Here is a 17,388-nt window from a genome sequence, read left to right as displayed (position 1 = left end):
TCAGCTTGTTGTCAAGCGGCGCTCATGACCGAGAAGCCACTTCTTCACGTCCAGCCCCCAGCGGTAGCCGCCGAGCGTGCCGTCGGTGCGAAGGACCCGGTGACAGGGCACGAAGAGGGCTGCCGCGTTCCGGGCGCAGGCGGCCGCGGCGGCCCGCACCGCCGGTGGTCGACCGGCCAGCGCGGCGTACCCGGTGTAGGTGACCGGGGTGCCCGGTGGCACCGCACGCAGCACCTGCCAGGCGTGCGCCATGAACTCTCCGCCGGTGCGCTGACGGACCGGCACCGCGTCGATGGCCGCGAGGTCACCGTCCAGGTAGGAGCGGACCGCCGTGCTGACCGGGCCGAGGTCGGCCCGCTCCCGCAGTGGTGCCCGCAGGGTCGGGTGAACCAGGGGCAGCAGCGCCGCCGGGTCCGGTGTGAAGCCGGCTGCCCGTACGTCACCGTCGGGGCCGGCGAGGATGCTCAGTGGGCCGGCCGGTGTGCTGAGTACGGTGCTGTCGATGTTCATGCCGCTCTCCAGAGTCTGATGGTGGCGTAGGACCGCCAGGGGCGCCAACGCTCGGCGTACCGGTCGAGGGTCGGCGGGGTGTCGGGCAGGCCGAGCGCGGCGGCGCCGCGTCGGACCGCGAGGTCGGAGCTGAGCAGGATGTCCGGGTCGCCGAAGGCGCGCATGGCCAGGTAGTTCGCGGTCCACGGGCCGATGCCGGGCAGCGCGAGCAGCCGCCGGACGGCGTCCTCCCGATCCACCCCCGGAGCAAGGTCGACAGACCCGTCCACAACGGCCCGCGCCAACCCCCGCAAGGCCTCCCGCCGCCCCACAGGCATCCCAAACCCCGAGTCCGGCAATGCCAACAGCTCCCCAGCCCCCAAAAACCCCCGCAGCGCACCCCCCTCCGGCCCACCGCGTTGATCATGAAGTTGTTGTCCCGACACGCCGTCGCCGGTGGCAACAACTTCATGATCAACGTGAGCGTGGGCGGTCAGGAGGCGGGTGAGGGTTGTTCTGGCTGAGGTGACCGAGACTTGTTGGCCGATGATGGCGCGGACGGCCTGCTCGAAACCGTCGACCGCGCGGGGGACGCGGATGCCGGGTTCGGCGGTGATCGCCGGGGCCAGTGCCGGGTCGGTGGCCAGCGTGGCGTCGATCGCCGTCGGGTCCGCGTCCAGGTCGAGCAACCGGCGGCAGCGGGCCACCGCTGGCGCCAGGTCGCGCAGGTCGGCGAGCTGCAACGTCGCCGCCACATGCCCGTGCGCCGGGGTCAGCGCCACCTGGCCGGTGCCGTGCGGCAACCGCAGACCCCGGCGGTACGTCCCGTCGCGGACCTCGTCGACGCCGGGCAACGCCCGCACCGCGAGAAAGTCCAGCAGCGCCCGGGCGTGCAGCGGCGGGCGGTACGCCAGCCGGAGCGCGATGGTCCCCGCCCCGGCCGGCGCCTGCTGGCGGCCACGGGCCGCGCGCAGGTCCGACGGGGCGCTCGCGTACACCTCGCGAAGCGTGTCGTTGAACTGCCGCACGCTGCCGAAGCCGGCGGCGAACGCGATCTCGGCCATCGCGAGGTCGGTCGTCTCGATCAGGATCCGGGCGGTCTGGGCGCGCTGGGCGCGCGCCAGCGCGAGCGGCCCGGCGCCCATCTCGGCGCTCAGCATCCGGTGCAGGTGCCGTTCGGTGTAGCCCAGCCGGGAGGCCAGCCCCGGTACGCCGTCCCGGTCGACAACCCCGTCGGCGATCAGCCGCATCGCCCGACCGACCACGTCCGCCCGGACGTCCCAGAGCGGGGAGCCGGGCGCCGCGTCCGGCCGGCAGCGGCGGCAGGCGCGCAACCCGGCACCCTGCGCGGCGGCGGCGGACGGAAAGAACCGGACGTTCTGCCGCTTGGGCGTGATCGCCGGGCAGGACGGCCGGCAGTAGATCCCGGTGGACGTCACGCCGGTGTAGAACCAGCCGTCGAACCGCTGGTCACGGCTGTCCACGGCCCGGTAACACCGCTCGAAGTCCATCTCCACGTCACCGATGATGCCCCGCTCGACCGGTCTTCGGCTGGCGGGAATCGGACCTGGGTGTGCCGGCGCGAAGAGCCCCGGTCAACGGGGGCGTCGACGGCGCCGGTGCGGCTGGCCGGATCGGCTGGGCTGGGCGGCGCGGTTCGGCTGTGCGGTGCGGCTTGGCTGTGCGGTGCGGCCTGGCTGGGCGGCGCGGTCCGGCTGGGTGGTCAGCAGGGCGGAACGGAACACGCCGTCCGGGTCGTACCGCTTCCACAGCCGCCGGACCCGGGCCCCGGTCTCGCCCGGGTAGATCCGGGCGAACGCGGCCAGGTCCGGCCGGCTCTCGAAGTTGACGTACGCGCCGTCGGCACGCGCCCCGGCGGCCCGCCAGGCGGCATTCAACGCGGCATCGCCGTGCGGCGGAAAAACCGAGGCCACGACCAGCGTGTCCTGGTGACGATGCGAATACGCGGTCGCGTCGGAAGCGACGTCGTTGACCGCCCCACCCAACGAGCGGAGCTGGATCACCGCCCGCCCCGGCCCAGTCACCGCTCGCGTCACGGCCCGCGCCCCGGCGTCGTCCAGGGAGGTGAACAGACCGTTGGTGGTCGTGCCGCGCTGCTGCCCGACGTTGGGGTTGAGGTGCGCGGTCGGCACCAGCGTCGGGTAGGGGAGCAGGTCGGTCCGGTGTTCGAGCACCTTGCCGATGGCGAGCAGCGGTTCCACCGCCGGTCGGGCCCGGCGCAGGCTCTCGGCGGCGACCACTGCGGTGATGGACATCAGGACCGATCGGCCCTCCGCGAACACCACGGCGGCCGCCGACAACTCCCGTGGCGCCTGCGCGAGGTAGCTCGTCCACTCCCGGACCGTGCGGCCGTCCGGATGCGCCTCGACGACCAGCTGCGCGACACCGACGTTGCGCTGCTCGGCCGCCTCGATCTCGAAGGCCAACACGATCCCCGCGCCGGCCCCGGCCCCACGGACCAGCCAGAACAGCTCCGGCTCGTGTTCGGCGTCCGCGCGTACCAGCGTCCCGTCCGCCAGCATCACCTCGACGGCTCGGACCCGGTCGATGGTGAGGCCGTGGGCGCGGACCAGCCAGCCGACCCCACCGCCGGTGGCCAGGCCGCCGACGCCGACGCCGCCGTAGTCACCCGAGCTGATCACCAGGCCGTACGGTGCCAGCGTCTTCGCGACGTTCGCCCAGCGGGCGCCGGCCTCGACCCGGACCAGCCCGGCCCGTTCGTTGATCACCTGGACCCGGTCGAGCATGGACAGGTCGATGACCACCCCACCGTTGTTGGACGAGGCTCCGGATAGGCCGTGCCCGCCGCTGCGGACCGCGATGGGCAGCCGCTGCTCCCGCGCGTAGCGGAGCGCGTCGACCACCTGCGCGGTGGTCTTCGGCAGCAGGACCGCCGCCGGCGATGCCGACCTGGTGTACGTCGAGCGCAGGTGCGCGTACCGGCGGTCGCCGGGTGTGACGATCTGCCCTCGCAGGGAGTCGGGCACCCGGGCCATGGCGCTGCTCATCGGTGCCCCCGTAGCTCGCACCTCGGGTGTCCGGGATCGGTCATGGCCCCAAGAATGAGCGGGCGTGCCCTCCTCGACAAACTCGGTGGAGGGACCCCTCCCGTCGGCCGGTTCGCACGGCGCTCGCCGGTACGGGGAGCGCCGTGCGAAGGTGACCGGAATCTCCGGTCGAATCCTGGGCCGACCGGTCAGGCCGGGGCGGAAGAACCACCGACCTGACCGGTCCCATCAACGAGACGGGCTCGGCGTGACGGACGGCCGGCCCGGTACACCGGGCGGGCCCGGCGGAGTCGACTGGCTCGGCTTGACCGTCGGACTACCCGGTACACCGGGTGGGCCCGGCGGAGTTGACGCGCTCGGCTTCACCGTCGGTTTGCCAGGCACACCGGGCGGCCCCGGAGTGATCGACGGGCTCACGTGCGCGCCGCCGGGGCTCGGTACGACCGTCGGCACCGCGGTGGGTGCGGACGGCGTGGGGACCGGCGGGCTGGGCACGGTCGCCGGGCCGGCCGGGCTGGGTACGGCCGGGGGCGGCTCGTCCGAGCCGCTGGCCGCCAGGGCGATCGGAGTGGCGATCAGGATCGCCGCCAGGGTGCTCACCGCCCCCACCGTCACCGTGGCGCGGCGTCGGTTGCGCACCCGTCGTTCCGCTCGGCTCAACTGGTCATGCACGATCGGTGCCTCCTCGGCCAGGTCGGTGAGGGTGGAGCGGATGAGGTGCTCGAAGGGTTCGGTCATCGCCGTACCTCCAGCCTGTCGACGTCCGGCAGCAGGTCGCGCAGTCGCTTCACCGCTCGATGCGTACGGCTGCGTACGGTCCCCACCGAGCAGCCCAGTAGCTCGGCCACCTGGGCTTCGGGCAGGTCCTCGTAGTAGCGGAGGACCACCACCGCCCGCTGCGTCGGCGGCAGGTGACGGAGCGCGGCCCGCATCGCCAACCGCACGTCGGAGCCGCCGCTCGGGTCGCCGCCGACCGGTTCGTCCGCCGGGTTGAGCGGTGTCTCCCGCCACCGGCGGATCCGCCGCCACCAGCTGATCTGCTCGCGGTACATCACCACCCGCAGATAGCCCTCGGGATCGGCATGCCGAATGGTGCCCCACTTCGGGATGGTCCGCGCCAACGCCGACTGGAACAGGTCCTCGGCGGCGTTGCGGTCCCCGGTCAGCAGGTACGCGACCCGCATCAGCGCCGGAGTCCGGCTGCCGACGAACTCGGCCAGCCGCGCGCGCTCGTCCTCGTCCACCCACCACCCCCGTTTCGTTGTCACAGATACAGACGCCCCAGGTCATCGTCGCTATCCACGACCGGTGGGGTTTTTCGGCCCGAAAGTGTCGGTCGTGCCGGGTAGCGTCCGGCCACCAACTGAAGAAGGGGTGCGGGGGATGACGAGCGTGGCGGGTTGGGCGGCGGCGTCGACACCGGGTGCGTTCCCGCCGTTGCCCCGCGCGGTGGCGCAGTCCTTCTACCGCCGGATGCGGGCTGTCGCGCCGGCCGCCGTGGGCGCCATCGAACGGGACCGCGCGGGCGACCCCGAGCAGAGTTTTCCCGAAACTGCCTGCGGCCGGTTGGCCGGCTCGCTTGACGACGCGGGCCTGCGGGCGCTCGGGATGTGGACGCACCACTGGTGCATGCGCTTCTACGACGACGACACCAGGGTCGGCCGGCGGTTGATCCGCGAGATCGCCGCGCGGCCAGGGCTGGGCTGGACGGCCGACGAGGTGCGCTGGATGCTGCGCGAGTCGGTCTCGGCCGGGCCGGCCGCCGCCGACCGGTTCACCCTGCCCCGCGCAGCCGCCGCGCAACTGCCCCCGGCCGACCGTCCGGCGCTGGGTCACTGGCCCGAGGTCGAGGTGCCCCGCCAACGGCGACCCGATCAGTCTCGTTGATCATGGTCGACGGGGTGCCCGACGGCCACCCGTGGGTGCGGTAGGCACCACACCGAGCGGGTGGGCGGCCGGCTGCGGCAGGATGGACGCCGCACCGCCCCCCACGGAAGGACGCCCCGATGCCCGCCAGTGAACCGACAATCGTCGCCACCAGCATGGGCTTCTTCCGGGGCGACCGCGGGCCCTACGACCTGCGTCCCAGCCCGGTCTTCGAGCTGGCGGCCGAGCTGGCCGAGGCCGGCCCGCAGCCGCGGGTCTGCTACCTCGGGCAGGCCGTCGGCGATCAGCCCACCTCGCTGACCGCCGTCTACGGCGCGTTCGCCGACACCCGGTTCCGGCTGTCCCACCTCGCCCTGTTCCCGATGCCGAACGTCGAGGACGTCCGCGCTCACCTGCTCGCCCAGGATGTGATCTGGGTCGGTGGCGGAAGCGTGGCCAACCTGGTCGCGGTCTGGCGGGTGCACGGGCTCGACGAGATCCTGCACGAGTGCTGGCAGGCCGGCGTGGTGCTGGCCGGCGTCTCCGCCGGCTCGATCTGCTGGCATGTCGGCGGTGCCACCGACAGCTTCGGCCCCCGGCTGCGCGGCTTCACGGAGGGCCTGGCCTGGCTGCCGTACGGCAACGGGGTGCACTACGACAGCGAGGGCCAGCGCCGCCCGCTGATGCACGAGCTGGTCGGCGACGGCACGCTCCCCACCAGCCACTGCACCGACGACGGTGTCGGCCTGGTCTACCGGGGCACCCGGCTGGTCGAGGCGATCGCGGACCGCGAGGGCGTCTCGGCGTACGAGGTCAGCCGGGGCGCGGACGGCAGCGTCCGGGAGGCGGTCATCGCCCCCCGCCTGCTCGGCTGAACGTCACGCCTCCTCGACCGCCTGTCGGCGGCGGAGCACCGCGTCGAAGACCTGGGCCAGCTCGGCGGCGTCCTCCCCGGCGTGGTGCGTGTGCGGCACGTCGTGCAGGCCCAGCTCGTGCTTGATCGTGCCCTTGCGGGTCTGGACCCACTCGCTGCCGGTCATCCCCATCCAGTAGCTGCGAAGATCGACGCCGGAGCCGGTCGCACCGAACGGGCTGTGCCCGACGAAGCGGACGAAGTACCAGTGCACGAACATGCCGTCCCAGACGGCCGGTGCGGCGAGGAAGACCGGACGGCCGGCCCGGCGCAGCCCGTTGACCCAGGCCGCCGCGGCGGACATCGCCTCCTGCGCGGTGGGTGCTTCCCGCAGCAGACGGTCCCGGTCCAGGCCGGAGACGGCCAACGCCGCCGGGACGAACTCGTCGGAGATGGGACGCAGCTCGGTGTAGAAGGTCAGATCCGGGCGGCCGGCCACGGCCATACCCAGCGAGATCATGCTGTACGGCCCGGGGATCGGCCCGTCCGCCTCCACGTCGACGGCGATGTACAGCTCAGGCAACGTCGAGCCCATCCCACCTCCAGCAGCGGACCATCGAATCGGAGGGTAGCAACGCCTGCCGGGGCCCGGTGGCCGCGATGATCGAGCGCCGTGCCGCCGCCGAATCGGAGCCGCCTGGACCGGCCCGGCCGGGACCGGCGTAAGCTGGCTCGTCGTGAGTCTCACCATCGGCATCGTCGGCCTGCCCAACGTCGGCAAGAGCACGCTTTTCAACGCGTTGACCAAGAACGACGTGCTGGCGGCGAACTACCCGTTCGCCACCATCGAGCCCAACGTCGGCGTGGTCGGGCTGCCCGACGAGCGGCTGGGCAAGCTGGCCGAGATCTTCTCCTCGCAGAAGGTGCTGCCGGCGCCGGTGTCGTTCGTCGACATCGCCGGCCTGGTGCGCGGCGCGTCGAAGGGGCAGGGCCGGGGCAACGCCTTCCTGGCCAACATCCGGGACGCCTCGGCGATCTGCCAGGTCGTCCGGGCCTTCTCCGACCCGAACGTGGTGCACGTCGACGGCAAGATCTCCCCGGCCGACGACATCGAGACGATCAACACCGAGCTGATCCTCGCCGACCTGCAGACCCTGGACAAGGCGCTGCCCCGGTTGGAGAAGGAGGCCAAGCTCCGCAAGGACAGGACCGCCGCGGTCGCCGCGGCGAAGGCCGCGATCGAGGTGCTCGACGGCGGCACCACCCTGTACTCCGGGGCCGCCGCCGCGAAGATCGAGCTGGAGCACCTGCGCGAGCTGCACCTGCTCACCACCAAGCCGTTCCTGTACGTCTTCAACGTCGACGAGGCCGAGCTGGCCAACGAGACGTTCCTCGACGAGCTGCGCGCCCTGGTCGCCCCAGCCGAGGCCATCTTCATGGACGCCAAGATCGAATCTGAGTTGGTGGACCTGCCCGAGGAGGAGGCCCGCGAGCTGCTGGAGTCGATCGGGCAGAACGAGCCCGGCCTCAACCAGCTCGTCCGGGTCGGCTTCCGCACCCTCGGCCTCCAGACGTACCTCACGGCCGGCCCCAAGGAAGCACGCGCCTGGACCGTCCCGATCGGCGCCACCGCGCCGGAGGCCGCGGGCGTCATCCACAGCGACTTCCAGCGCGGCTTCATCAAGGCCGAGGTGGTCTCGTACCACGACCTGGTCGAGCACGGTTCGATGGCGGCGGCCAAGGCGGCGGGCAAGGTCCGCATCGAGGGCAAGGAGTACGTCATGCAGGACGGCGACGTGGTGGAGTTCCGCTTCAACGTCTGAATCCGAGCCGTTTCCGCAGGTCGACAGGAGTGAGCCTTCGCTGTGGGGCACACAGGGGCAACTATGCCCACGGTGGGGTGTGTCGGCTCAGGTAGTCGCGAGCACGGGGGACTGGGTCCTGCCAGTACTGGTGCGGCATGCGGGAGTAGTGCGTCTCGCAGAATTCGGCGAGGCTCTCCACGATCTTGACGCTCTCCAGCGGGCGGCCTTCGAAGGTGGTGTTGGTCTCCAGCAGTTCCGGTTCGGGGTTCCAGCCTGAGTGGTCGAACGCCCAGCCGTCCCAGAGCGCGTAGACGTGGAAGACCTGCCAGTCACCTGCCAGGCGCACTCCCGCGATTTCGATCGGCCGTTCCGGATAGGAGGCCCGGCACACCCAGGCCAGGATGTGGCACGCTCCGGCAGCGAAGAAGGCCTGGTCGGTGCGGTGCCAAGAGATGCGCTGATCCGCCCGCTCGATTGGTGTCCGACGATATGTCCCCGCTGCTTCGGCCGCCACCGGCGACACCTTAACACCGGGTCCCAGCGGCGGACCTCGATGCGATCCATTGCCGTCACCGGTCCGAAAGGAGTCGTCGGGTCGGAGGGGTGGTCAGTCATGCTTCGGTCTCGCCGCGGGTCGCCGGATTAGTCCTGGTGCGGCCGTCGCCTGCTCGGCTTGCGCTTTGTTCCGCCCCTGGCGTTCGAGAACTGTCGTTGGCGCTGCTCTCGCTGCTGCCGCTGCCAGTCGCGTTGTCGGCGCTCACGTCGTCGCTGGTGCAGGCGGGCGATCACGGCCAGCGCCATCGATCCGGACAGAACCAGGCATGCCGCTCCGACCACCCCTTGCAGCCGGCCTCGATGTCCACTGAGCACGCCAAAGTCGGTGACGAAATCCTCCGGGTCGTCAGGGTTGACCCAGATCCGCACCGCACTGCCGGCGGGTAGGCAGACCTCCCAACAGCCAACCTCGGCCTGACGCTGGGCGCCGGCGAATTCGTAGCGCAGGTGCATGGTGTTGCTGTTCCGTCGCTTGTGCACGAACTCATTGACGACTGCCTGGACCTGCACGCCATCGACCCGTAGTCGACTCTCCCAGGCGTCGCTGTCCTGAGAGGTCTTGAAGGGCAGCCACATCATGACCATCCCGACCACGAGGCCGAGCAGGTAGACGGGATAGCGGACGCGCCACCAACTCCGCAGGATCTGCACGGTGGTCATGGTCGCAGTCGATGTCGACAGGCGGCGGTAGGTTGAACGGCATGACGGAACAGCTGCTCCGTTCGTCTTTCGGCGCGGCCGCTGCCGCGTACGCCGAGCACCGCCCGGACTACGCGCAGGCCGCGGTGCGGTGGGCGTTGGAGCCGGCGCCCGGTCTTCGTGTGCTCGACCTGGGCGCCGGCACCGGCAAGCTGTCCGCGACGCTGGTCGCGGCAGGCGCCGACGTCGTGGCGGTCGAGCCTGACCCGGCGATGCTCGGCGAGCTGCGCCGCGCGCTGCCGGCGGTCCGTGCCCTGCCCGGTAGCGCCGAGGCGATCCCGCTTCCGGACGCGTCCGTCGACGCCGTGCTGGCCGGCAACGCCCTGCACTGGTTCGACATGGCCGTCGCCGGGGCGGAGATCGCCCGGGTGCTCGCACCCGGCGGCATTCTGGCTGGTCTGTGGAACATCATGGACGATCGGATCGACTGGATCGCCGCACTCGAAAAGGTCAGCGGGAGCGCGGCAATCGGCCCGCGTGACACGTTGAGCAGTTGGCGCACGGCGACGGCAGACCTGCTCGTTCCGAGCACCGGCCTGGATTCCCGCTTCGGGTCGGCGGAGCAGGTCGAGTTCCCGCACGGGCAGCGCCGTACCGCCGACTCTCTCGTCGAGACGCTTGCGACGCGGGCCGGGATGCTGGTCATGCCGGAAAAGGAGCGAGCTGCCGGCCTCGGCCGGATCCGCGCCTTCCTCGGGAGCAGACCCGAAACGGCGCACGGCGAGTTCACGCTGCCGATGCTGACCGGCGTGCTCCGCGCCCGACGGCGCTGATCGGTCAGCGAGCCGGTGAACCGACATCGCGCCGGGCCGTCCTCACGGACCTGTTCGGCTGTCTCGTCATGAGTGGCGAGGACCTCCGATAGATCAGGGACGAATGGCCTTTTCGCCGTGCACGACTGCGTATTCTGCGGCGAGCCAGGGCCCAAGGTCGTCGATGAGTTCGCGGAGCAATCCCGGATCTGGCGAGGGCGTGCGGCCGGTGATGGCAGCCCTACGCATCTGCCCGGCGCATGCCGGATAGTAGAGCCCGAACGCTTCGGCGGACTCGGTGAGGTCGCTTGTCCAGCCTCCCCACTCAGGCATGACCAGCGTGAATCCGGTCCTGACGATGCGACGAGCGACGAGCCGGCTGAGGGCCTTACGTTGCTTGTCGGTGGCCGCTGTGGCTGCCTGGCGGCGCCAACCCGGAAGCGCAAGCGACAGGTCGCCGTTCGTCTCGCGGGCGAGCAGGGGAGTGGGCCGGTAACGGGAAAGTTGGTCGGCGAGGTCGTCGCCCAGCAGTGGTGTGCACAGGCAGGCGACGAAGAAGCCGAGGTCGTGCCGCTCCAGCTCGCTGAGCAGCGTACGTGTGCTGAACAGCAGGATGCCCACACCGTCGATCTGCGGGAAGGACTGGTCGAGGTCTTGCTCGATCCTCGTGGCAGCGGCCCGGTCGGCCTCGGCTGGCTCGGCGTGCAGGGCGAGCAGCAGGTCGAGATCGGCGACGCCGAGGATGGCGGTGCCGCGCGGGATGCTGCCGTAGAGGTAGGCGCTGTGCAGCCGAGCACAGTCGAACGACTCGGCTATTCGAGCGCGTGCCGCGTCGACGACACCGGCGAACGCGGCCGGGACCCGACTCAGCGCACCCTCACGCGCGATCCATCCCCCGACGTCCAGTCCTCTTCCGGTCACGGGGACACTCTGCCGGAGCCGAAGGTCCTACTGCTCGGCCCAGGCGCCCAGCTCGTTGCCGGTGGGGTCGGTGAAGTGGAACCGCCGGCCACCGGGGAACTCGTACGGCCCGTTCACCACCTGGCCGCCGGCCTCCTTGACGGCCTGCACGGACCGGTCCAGGTCGGTGGAGTAGAGCAGCACGAGCGGCCCGCCCGCCCGGACATCCCGGTCCAGCCGGAGACCGCCGACCTCGGGGGCGGAGTCGCCGTGCGGGCTGCGGATCCCCGCGTACCCCGGTCCGTAGTCGTTGAACTGCCAACCGAACGCGTCGGCGTAGAAACGTTTGGCCACGGCAAGGTCGGTCACCGTGAGCTCGACGTAGTCGATGGCGTGGTGTCGGTGGGGCGACGGCTCAGTCATGTGCCGATCGTGCACCCCGGGTACGACGAAACCCCGCGACATGCAACGAAAGGTTGCGCGATGGGTGCGAGCTGCCGTAGGTTCAGTGCAACCAAAGGTTGCGAAAGGTTGTGAGCATGGAACAGGGAACGATCGAACGCGACATCCACGTCAACGCGTCCCCCGAGGTCGTCTTCGAGGTGGTCAGCCAGCCCCAGCACATGCGGGAGTGGTGGCCCGACGATGCGCGGTTCGAATCCGTCGTCGGTGCGCCCGGCGAGCTGATCTGGCGCGACGCCGACACCGGCGAGACGAAGACCGTGGCGATCGCCGTCGTCGAGGTCGACCCGCCCAAGCGGTTCGCTTTCCGGTGGTGCTTCACCGAGCCGGACCGGAACGGGCAGGCGCTCTTCGTCACCTTCGACCTGGTGCCCAGCGGTGCCGGGACGCTGATCCGGATGACCGAGACCGGGTTCCGCGAGCTGGGTTGGGAGGTCGCCGTCCTGGAAGAGCAGTACCGCGACCACGAGAACGGTTGGGACCACTACCTGCCCCGGCTGGGCGGGTACGTCGCGCGGCTGGTCGCGACCCCGTGAGCGCGGCGGTCGACGACGAGTTGTGGTCGGCGATCGGCGACCCGATCCGGCGTACGATGATCGATCTTCTTCTCTCCGACGGGCCGGGCACGGCCACCTCGTTGAGCAGGCGGCTGCCCGTCACCCGTCAGGCCGTCTCGAAGCACCTGGCGGTCCTCGACCGGGTTGGGCTGATCCACGCCGAACCGGCCGGTCGCGAGCGGCACTACCAGGTGGACGAAGCGCAACTCGCCCGCGCGGTCGCTCAGTTGTCGGCGGTCGGCTCCACCTGGGACGCCCGACTCCGCCGGATCAAGCGCATCGCCGAAACGATCGAACGCACCCGCACCAACGACGAAGGAGACTGAGAATGGTCGACATTCTGCACCGGGTCGGCGTCGTCGCCCCGCTCGACGACGTCTACCGAGCGGTGGCAACACCGGAGGGCCTCGCCGCCTGGTGGACCACCGACACGGTGGGCAAGAGCGAGGTCGGTGGGCATTTGGCCTTCCGGTTCGGCGATGCCGGCGGCTTCGACATGGAGGTCCTGGAGCTGAACCCCGCTGGGCGGGTGCGGTGGCGCGTCGCCGACGGCCCCGAGGAGTGGGTCGGCACCGAGGTCGACTGGCGTCTCGACCAGCGCGGCGAGTACACGATCGTCCAGTTCGCGCACCAGGGCTGGCGCGAGCCGGTCGAGTTCATGCACCACTGCAGCACCAAGTGGGCGCTGTTCCTGATGAGCCTCAAGGAGCAGGTGGAGACCGGCCACGGCCGACCGGCCCCGGACGACGTCCGGATCAGCGACTGGCACTGATCTCGGTGCCGATTGGATCGCCGGGGGATCGCCCGCCTCGCCGCGAGATCGCGATTCCCCCGGCGACCAGGCCGAGGGCGGCTATCGCCACAGCGCAGAGCAGCAGCGTCGGGCGTGCACCGATGACACCCACCAACGGGCCGCCCAGCATGGTGCCCAGGGGCACCGCCACCACGAGGACGGCGCCGTTCGCGGCGAGCACCGTCGGAAGCTGCGCTGTCGACGTACTGCGCTGGAACAGCGCCACCGAGGTGGACCGGTACGGTGCCCAGATCACGCCCGCGAGCGCGAAGGCCGGCAGCGACAGATTGACCGGTGCGCCCAGGCCGAGGGGCAGCATGGCCACCCCGAACCCGACGACGATGCCGATTGTGGTGGCGCGTAGCGGCCAGTTGCGAAGGTGGCCGGCGATCACACCGCCGACGAGCCCGCCGAGACCGAAGGCGGTGTAGTAGACGCCAAGCAGGGTCGCAGAGGCGTGCAGGTCGCCGGTGATGTGGATGGGCATCGCCACGTACACCGGTCCGAACAGGAAGAAGAACCCGAGGCTCAACACCAGCAGGCCCAGCAGGGTGGGGTCGTGGCGGATGACAGCGAAACCGGCCGTCCGCGACGCGCCGCGCTCGGCCCGGTGGACGCCGCCGGCGTCGGGAAGGGCGAAACGGTACGTGAGGGCCAGCGCGGCGAACGTGACCGCGTCGACAGCGATCACCCACACCGGGCTCACCCAGCCGATCAGAATGCCCGCCAGCGGCGGGCCGACGATGGTGGCGAATGCGGCGATGGTGGTGAGAAGAGCGTTCGCCGGCAGGTGGTGCTGTGGCGGCAGCAACTCGGCGATCAGGGTGAAGCGCCCGGCGGCACCCCACGAGTGCAGTAACGCCGAGGCGGCGAGCAGGAAGACGTACAGCCAGACGGTGAGCACGCCGGCGAGGTGCGCGAGGGGGATCGCCCCGAGCGCGCTGGCCCGCAGAATCGCGTCCCACCCGGCGAGTTGCGCGCCGCTGCGCCCGCGCAGCAGCCGACCGAAGACGACGGTCCCGGCCGCGCTTGGCAGTGTGTACGCCGCTATGGCCAGCGCGACGATCCAGTTGCCGCGCTGACCGTGCGGGGCGAGTTGGATGGCGAGCCAGGTCACCGCGACCACCGCCAGGCCGTCGCCCAACGCGGAGACGGCGAGCCCGGGTAGAACACGTCGGAGTTGAGGGTGACTGACCACCGGCCAGTACGGAGAGGAGCGCGGGAAACGGGCGGTGTCGGTTGGCATGCTGCCAGCTCACCCGGCGCGGGGTCGACGGATCAACACCTACTGCTACCAGCAGAATCAGCCGAGGGCGGAAGGTTCGAATTACCGGCGGCGGGAGATCGACTCGGGTTCCTTGAAGTTGGGGCGATGACACCCCGACTTTCCGGAACCCGAGTCGACCAAACCGCTATTGCGCGCGGTAGACGGAGATGTGCGACGGGCTGTCGGCCTGGAACGGTCGTCGGTGCCAGTCGGCGTACCGCTCGGTGAGCCGGAGGCCTGCCTGCTGCGCCATCTCGTCGATCTGGTGCGGCCAGGCGTACCGCATGGCGAACGGCTTCAGGTGCACACCATCGCTGTCGAACGTGATGGTCTGCCGGATGAACCGCTGCGCCGGCCGGTCGTACCGGTGCAGCCGGATCGTCGCGGAGTCCTCGGTGACCTCACGCACCTGCACCTGCTCGTCGGTGTCGAAATCGCGCGGGTCGGGAACGAACGTCTCGATGACGAACGCGCCGCCGGGCGACAGCACCCGGGCGACGTTGCGGAACAGGTCCGCCTGCCGCTCGGCGTCCACCAGGTTGAACAGGGTGTTGAAGACCAGGTACGCGAGCCGGAACTCACCGGCCACCGGTACGTCCGCCATGTCGGCGACGACCACCGGGATCTGATCGCCGCCGGGTTTCGCCCGCAGGTGCGCGAGCATCTCCTCGGACGCCTCGACGCCGTGTACGGCGAGGCCGCGTTCGGCCAGCGGTAGCGCGACCCGGCCGGTGCCGATCGCCAGTTCGAGAACCGGGCCGCCGTCGGCCAGGTCGGCCAGGAAGTCAACGGCGGGGGCCGGGTCGGGGTTGGTGCCTCCGTCGTCGTAGCCGGCGGCCCACAGTCGGCCGAACAGGCCGGGATCGTCGAAGACCGACATCAGCGGCCTCCGGGGTTGGGGTCAGTGGCGTCCAGCGCCAGGGGAACGGTCCTGCTCACGAAGTCTCGATTCCTCAGGTCGGATGACGGTGGGTTCGGGGGACCTCGTCGTGTTCGGCATGATGGCTGCTCCCTTCGCGCGGCTGTCGACCGAGGACACCAGAGACGCCGAGGGCCCGGCAAGGCAATTACGCCAGCCGGGCCCACGACGGGACGTGCGGTCAGGAGATGTGGTGCAGGATCACGTTGTGTACGTGGTGGCTCTTCTGCGCGCCCCGGAACTCCACCTCGTAGGTGTGCGTGCCGACGTGGATGGCGATGGCGCCGGTGGAGAAGAACGAACCACCCCACGACTTGTTGCTGACCACGCTCACGCTGGTGATCTTCGAGTACGGGATGCTGGTGATCGCGAACCGCTTTCCGACGAACGAGCGGTCCTGGATGATCACGCGGCGGTCGGTCAGCCCGATGAACCCGGTGCCGGTGCCGACGGCGTCGTAGACGGCGATGATCTGCTCGCCTTCGAGGAGGCCACTCTCGATCTGCTGGACCTGCTCTTTGCGGTCGTACGCGATGTTCGCCATGTGATCCAGGCTAGAAAATCGGTGCCACCGGGCCGGTGTGGGCGAGCACCACGAACTCGCCGTCGCCGCGGCCGACCGGCTCGCGTTGCCAGCCCCCGTAGACGCGGTTCACGAGGAAGCCCGCCCTGGTCAGGGAGGCGCGCAGCTCGGCCTCGGTGCGGAAGCGCAGGGTCGCCGAGCTGAGCAACTCCTCGCCGTCGTCGAAGTGGTAGTGGTGGGTGAAGTCGACCACTCCGTCGCGTACCCCGGTGGTTCTGGTCCACGCGCGGACCTCGCCGCCGTCCGGCAGCGTGACCAGCCGCCGCGAATCCACCGGGTTCCACCGCTCCCAGCGACGGTCCGCCGGGTCGCGGGCGTCGAACACCAGCCGGCCGCCGGGCACGAGCGCCCGGGCCAGGTCGGCGAGGGTACGTGCCCACTCCGCGTCGTCGACGAAGAACTGCGCGACGTGGCTGGTCAGCACCGCCACGTCGAACGCCCGGTCCGGCAGTAACGCCGAGGTGCCCTCGATCCAGGTCACCCGCTCGCCGCCCGGCTTCGCGCGGGCGGCGGCCAGGGACGCGCCGGCCGGGTCCACGCCGGTGACGGTGTGGCCGGCGGCGGCGAGGGCAACGGTCAGCCGGCCGGTGCCGCAGCCCAGGTCGAGCACTCGCGCGGCCGGGGTCTCGTCGACCATCGCCTGGAAGAAGTCGTCGTCCGGCCCCCATTTGCACTCGGCGTCGTACACCTGGACCAGCCGGTGGTGGCGGAACTCGGCGTGTCTCATCCCGGCGTCAGTCCTCGGTGACCGCCCGGTACGCGTCCTCGATGCGGGCGGCCAAGAGGACCTCGCCCTCGGTCAGGGGCTCGCCGCTGCCGTGCCCGACCCGAATCTGGGTGCTGTCGGCCCGGCGGCTGATCTCGGGTCGCAGATGCAGCGCATCCGCGACGACCTTGACCCGTTCAGTTAGTGCGGCGTGTTGGGTATCGTCGATCACGAGCGTCCGTCGGATCTGCTCGCCCTCGCGTGTCCAACCAGATAGCAATGTCAACGCGTCGGACAGGTAATCGTGCTTGGCCCTGCTGTTGAACAGCACGCGCATCACCGCACCCCCCAAGCGCCGTTGCCGGCTTGTGGCCAAGTCGTCGCCATCCTGTGTCTTGTCGGTGTCCCCTAGTCTCTCGCTGCTCGGAAGGGGTGTCCACGCCCACACTTCCGTGTCTTACTGGCCTAGCGGACGGCTACGGTACCCAAACCGCCGATTGATCTGGCACCCTGGACGCCCGTGCGGACCGAACGGGCGAATGGTGGCGGACAGGCCGAACGACGGGACCTGAAGGTGATCGTCGGTGCGGCGATCATCCGGGATGGGCGCGTGCTCGCCTGTGCGCGTTCCGCCCCACCTGAGGTAGCGGGCATGTGGGAGTTTCCGGGCGGAAAGGTCGAGCCGGGCGAGGCCGAGACCGACGCGTTGATCCGGGAGTGCGCCGAGGAGTTGGCCGTACGCGTCGAGATCGGTGACCGGGTCGGCCGCAACGTACGGATGGCGCACGGCCGCTCGGTGCTCAAGGTGTACGCGGCCCGCCTGCTCGGCGGCGACCAGCCGCAGGCGCTGGAGCACGAGGCGCTCCGCTGGCTGACCGCAGACGAGTTGAACGACGTCACCTGGCTCCCCGCCGACGCCCCCATCGTGGCAGCCCTCCGCCCCCTCCTCAGCTCGCGTTGATCATGAAGTTATTGCCACCGCCTGCGGCGTGTCGTGGCAATAACTTCATGATCAACGGGCCTCACGGGTGGGGAGAAGCACCCGGGAAGTGGAGCGGGGGGGGGGGGGGTGGCGAGCGCGCCCGCCGGGGTTGGGTGGGGTTTGTTGTTGGTTGTGTTTTTGGGGGGGGGGGGTGGTTGTTGGTGGGCGGGG

23 protein-coding genes are annotated in these 17,388 nt (G+C 70.7%); 8 read left to right on the top strand and 15 right to left on the bottom strand.

All coding sequences use genetic code 11. The annotated features are described in order from the left end of the window. From ABZU52_RS03435 to ABZU52_RS03415, 5 genes are all read right to left on the bottom strand, one after another. Window positions 1-510: a methylated-DNA--[protein]-cysteine S-methyltransferase gene (locus tag ABZU52_RS03435; protein ID WP_354969484.1), complete on the bottom strand. Its 510-nt coding sequence runs from the start codon at window positions 508-510 to the stop codon at window positions 1-3. Next, window positions 507-2,006: an AlkA N-terminal domain-containing protein gene (locus ABZU52_RS03430; RefSeq protein ID WP_354969483.1), complete on the bottom strand. Its 1,500-nt coding sequence runs from the start codon at window positions 2,004-2,006 to the stop codon at window positions 507-509. Before ABZU52_RS03430 ends, ABZU52_RS03435 begins: the two co-directional genes overlap by 4 nt. Before the next feature lie 78 nt (window positions 2,007-2,084). Next, on the bottom strand, window positions 2,085-3,518 hold the full coding sequence (locus ABZU52_RS03425) for an FAD-binding protein (RefSeq protein ID WP_354969482.1): 1,434 nt from the start codon (window positions 3,516-3,518) through the stop codon (window positions 2,085-2,087). Window positions 3,519-3,746: 228 nt separating this feature from the next. Next, window positions 3,747-4,256, bottom strand: a complete 510-nt coding sequence (locus tag ABZU52_RS03420; RefSeq protein ID WP_354969481.1) for a hypothetical protein — start codon at window positions 4,254-4,256, stop codon at window positions 3,747-3,749. Next, complete coding sequence (locus ABZU52_RS03415; protein ID WP_354969480.1) at window positions 4,253-4,762, bottom strand: SigE family RNA polymerase sigma factor; 510 nt, start codon at window positions 4,760-4,762, stop codon at window positions 4,253-4,255. Before ABZU52_RS03415 ends, ABZU52_RS03420 begins: the two co-directional genes overlap by 4 nt. 139 nt (window positions 4,763-4,901) lie before the next feature. Between ABZU52_RS03415 and ABZU52_RS03410 the strand changes: the two genes are divergently transcribed. Both ABZU52_RS03410 and ABZU52_RS03405 read left to right on the top strand, forming a co-directional pair. After that, on the top strand, window positions 4,902-5,405 hold the full coding sequence (locus tag ABZU52_RS03410; RefSeq protein WP_354969479.1) for a hypothetical protein: 504 nt from the start codon (window positions 4,902-4,904) through the stop codon (window positions 5,403-5,405). 119 nt (window positions 5,406-5,524) lie between these two features. Next, on the top strand, window positions 5,525-6,259 hold the full coding sequence (locus ABZU52_RS03405; RefSeq protein ID WP_354969478.1) for a peptidase E: 735 nt from the start codon (window positions 5,525-5,527) through the stop codon (window positions 6,257-6,259). Between the two features lie 3 nt (window positions 6,260-6,262). Here the strand turns inward: ABZU52_RS03405 and ABZU52_RS03400 are convergent, their stop codons facing one another. Continuing rightward, a complete protein-coding gene (locus ABZU52_RS03400) occupies window positions 6,263-6,832 on the bottom strand; it encodes an exonuclease (RefSeq protein ID WP_354969477.1) in 570 nt (189 codons plus the stop codon). A 142-nt stretch (window positions 6,833-6,974) separates the two neighbouring features. Between ABZU52_RS03400 and ychF the strand changes: the two genes are divergently transcribed. Further along, on the top strand, window positions 6,975-8,060 hold the full coding sequence (gene ychF / locus ABZU52_RS03395; RefSeq protein ID WP_354969476.1) for a redox-regulated ATPase YchF: 1,086 nt from the start codon (window positions 6,975-6,977) through the stop codon (window positions 8,058-8,060). Window positions 8,061-8,121: 61 nt separating this feature from the next. On the opposite strand, the gene ABZU52_RS03390 is transcribed toward ychF, so the two are convergent. Then, entirely contained in the window at window positions 8,122-8,556 is a 435-nt protein-coding gene (locus ABZU52_RS03390) for a hypothetical protein (protein ID WP_354969475.1), read from the bottom strand. A 128-nt stretch (window positions 8,557-8,684) separates the two neighbouring features. Next, on the bottom strand, window positions 8,685-9,257 hold the full coding sequence (locus ABZU52_RS03385; RefSeq protein WP_354969474.1) for a DUF3592 domain-containing protein: 573 nt from the start codon (window positions 9,255-9,257) through the stop codon (window positions 8,685-8,687). Window positions 9,258-9,298: 41 nt separating this feature from the next. Here ABZU52_RS03385 and ABZU52_RS03380 point away from each other — a divergent pair, with 41 nt between their 5' ends. Continuing rightward, a complete protein-coding gene (locus tag ABZU52_RS03380; protein WP_354969473.1) occupies window positions 9,299-10,069 on the top strand; it encodes a class I SAM-dependent methyltransferase in 771 nt (256 codons plus the stop codon). A 93-nt stretch (window positions 10,070-10,162) separates the two neighbouring features. Here ABZU52_RS03380 and ABZU52_RS03375 read toward each other — a convergent pair whose 3' ends face one another. Next, window positions 10,163-10,969, bottom strand: coding sequence for a hypothetical protein (locus tag ABZU52_RS03375; RefSeq protein WP_354969472.1), 807 nt, complete (start codon window positions 10,967-10,969; stop codon window positions 10,163-10,165). 27 nt (window positions 10,970-10,996) lie between these two features. Next, the gene (locus ABZU52_RS03370) at window positions 10,997-11,371 is read right to left on the bottom strand and encodes a VOC family protein (RefSeq protein ID WP_354969471.1); all 375 of its coding nucleotides are present in this window, start codon (window positions 11,369-11,371) and stop codon (window positions 10,997-10,999) included. A gap of 116 nt (window positions 11,372-11,487) precedes the next feature. Here ABZU52_RS03370 and ABZU52_RS03365 point away from each other — a divergent pair, with 116 nt between their 5' ends. Genes ABZU52_RS03365 through ABZU52_RS03355 form a run of 3 tightly spaced genes read left to right on the top strand, consistent with a single transcriptional unit; the run spans window position 11,488 to window position 12,739 of the window. Beyond that, window positions 11,488-11,946 carry an SRPBCC domain-containing protein gene (locus tag ABZU52_RS03365; RefSeq protein WP_354969470.1) on the top strand — a complete coding sequence of 153 codons (459 nt, stop codon included), beginning with the start codon at window positions 11,488-11,490 and terminating at the stop codon, window positions 11,944-11,946. Further along, on the top strand, window positions 11,943-12,293 hold the full coding sequence (locus tag ABZU52_RS03360; protein ID WP_354969469.1) for a metalloregulator ArsR/SmtB family transcription factor: 351 nt from the start codon (window positions 11,943-11,945) through the stop codon (window positions 12,291-12,293). Before ABZU52_RS03365 ends, ABZU52_RS03360 begins: the two co-directional genes overlap by 4 nt. 2 nt (window positions 12,294-12,295) lie before the next feature. Beyond that, on the top strand, window positions 12,296-12,739 hold the full coding sequence (locus ABZU52_RS03355; RefSeq protein WP_354969468.1) for an SRPBCC domain-containing protein: 444 nt from the start codon (window positions 12,296-12,298) through the stop codon (window positions 12,737-12,739). On the opposite strand, the gene ABZU52_RS03350 is transcribed toward ABZU52_RS03355, so the two are convergent. From ABZU52_RS03350 to ABZU52_RS03330, 5 genes are all read right to left on the bottom strand, one after another. Beyond that, the gene (locus tag ABZU52_RS03350; RefSeq protein WP_354969467.1) at window positions 12,723-14,006 is read right to left on the bottom strand and encodes an MFS transporter; all 1,284 of its coding nucleotides are present in this window, start codon (window positions 14,004-14,006) and stop codon (window positions 12,723-12,725) included. The genes ABZU52_RS03355 and ABZU52_RS03350 overlap by 17 nt on opposite strands. A gap of 166 nt (window positions 14,007-14,172) precedes the next feature. Next, window positions 14,173-14,907: a class I SAM-dependent methyltransferase gene (locus ABZU52_RS03345; RefSeq protein WP_354969466.1), complete on the bottom strand. Its 735-nt coding sequence runs from the start codon at window positions 14,905-14,907 to the stop codon at window positions 14,173-14,175. A gap of 220 nt (window positions 14,908-15,127) precedes the next feature. Continuing rightward, window positions 15,128-15,490, bottom strand: a complete 363-nt coding sequence (locus tag ABZU52_RS03340) for a PH domain-containing protein (RefSeq protein WP_030337500.1) — start codon at window positions 15,488-15,490, stop codon at window positions 15,128-15,130. A 10-nt stretch (window positions 15,491-15,500) separates the two neighbouring features. Continuing rightward, a complete protein-coding gene (locus tag ABZU52_RS03335) occupies window positions 15,501-16,256 on the bottom strand; it encodes a class I SAM-dependent methyltransferase (RefSeq protein WP_354969465.1) in 756 nt (251 codons plus the stop codon). A 7-nt stretch (window positions 16,257-16,263) separates the two neighbouring features. Continuing rightward, entirely contained in the window at window positions 16,264-16,572 is a 309-nt protein-coding gene (locus tag ABZU52_RS03330) for a 4a-hydroxytetrahydrobiopterin dehydratase (protein WP_124773755.1), read from the bottom strand. A gap of 183 nt (window positions 16,573-16,755) precedes the next feature. On the opposite strand from ABZU52_RS03330, the gene ABZU52_RS03325 reads away from it, so the two are divergent. Continuing rightward, on the top strand, window positions 16,756-17,196 hold the full coding sequence (locus tag ABZU52_RS03325; protein ID WP_354969464.1) for a (deoxy)nucleoside triphosphate pyrophosphohydrolase: 441 nt from the start codon (window positions 16,756-16,758) through the stop codon (window positions 17,194-17,196). The last annotated feature ends 192 nt before the right edge of the window (window positions 17,197-17,388 follow it).

This window comes from Micromonospora sp. NPDC005220 (assembly GCF_040607895.1).
Classification (GTDB): Bacteria; Actinomycetota; Actinomycetes; order Mycobacteriales; family Micromonosporaceae; genus Micromonospora.
Note: the sequence above shows the minus strand (reverse complement) of the source record. Positions and strands in the feature narration are given on the sequence as shown.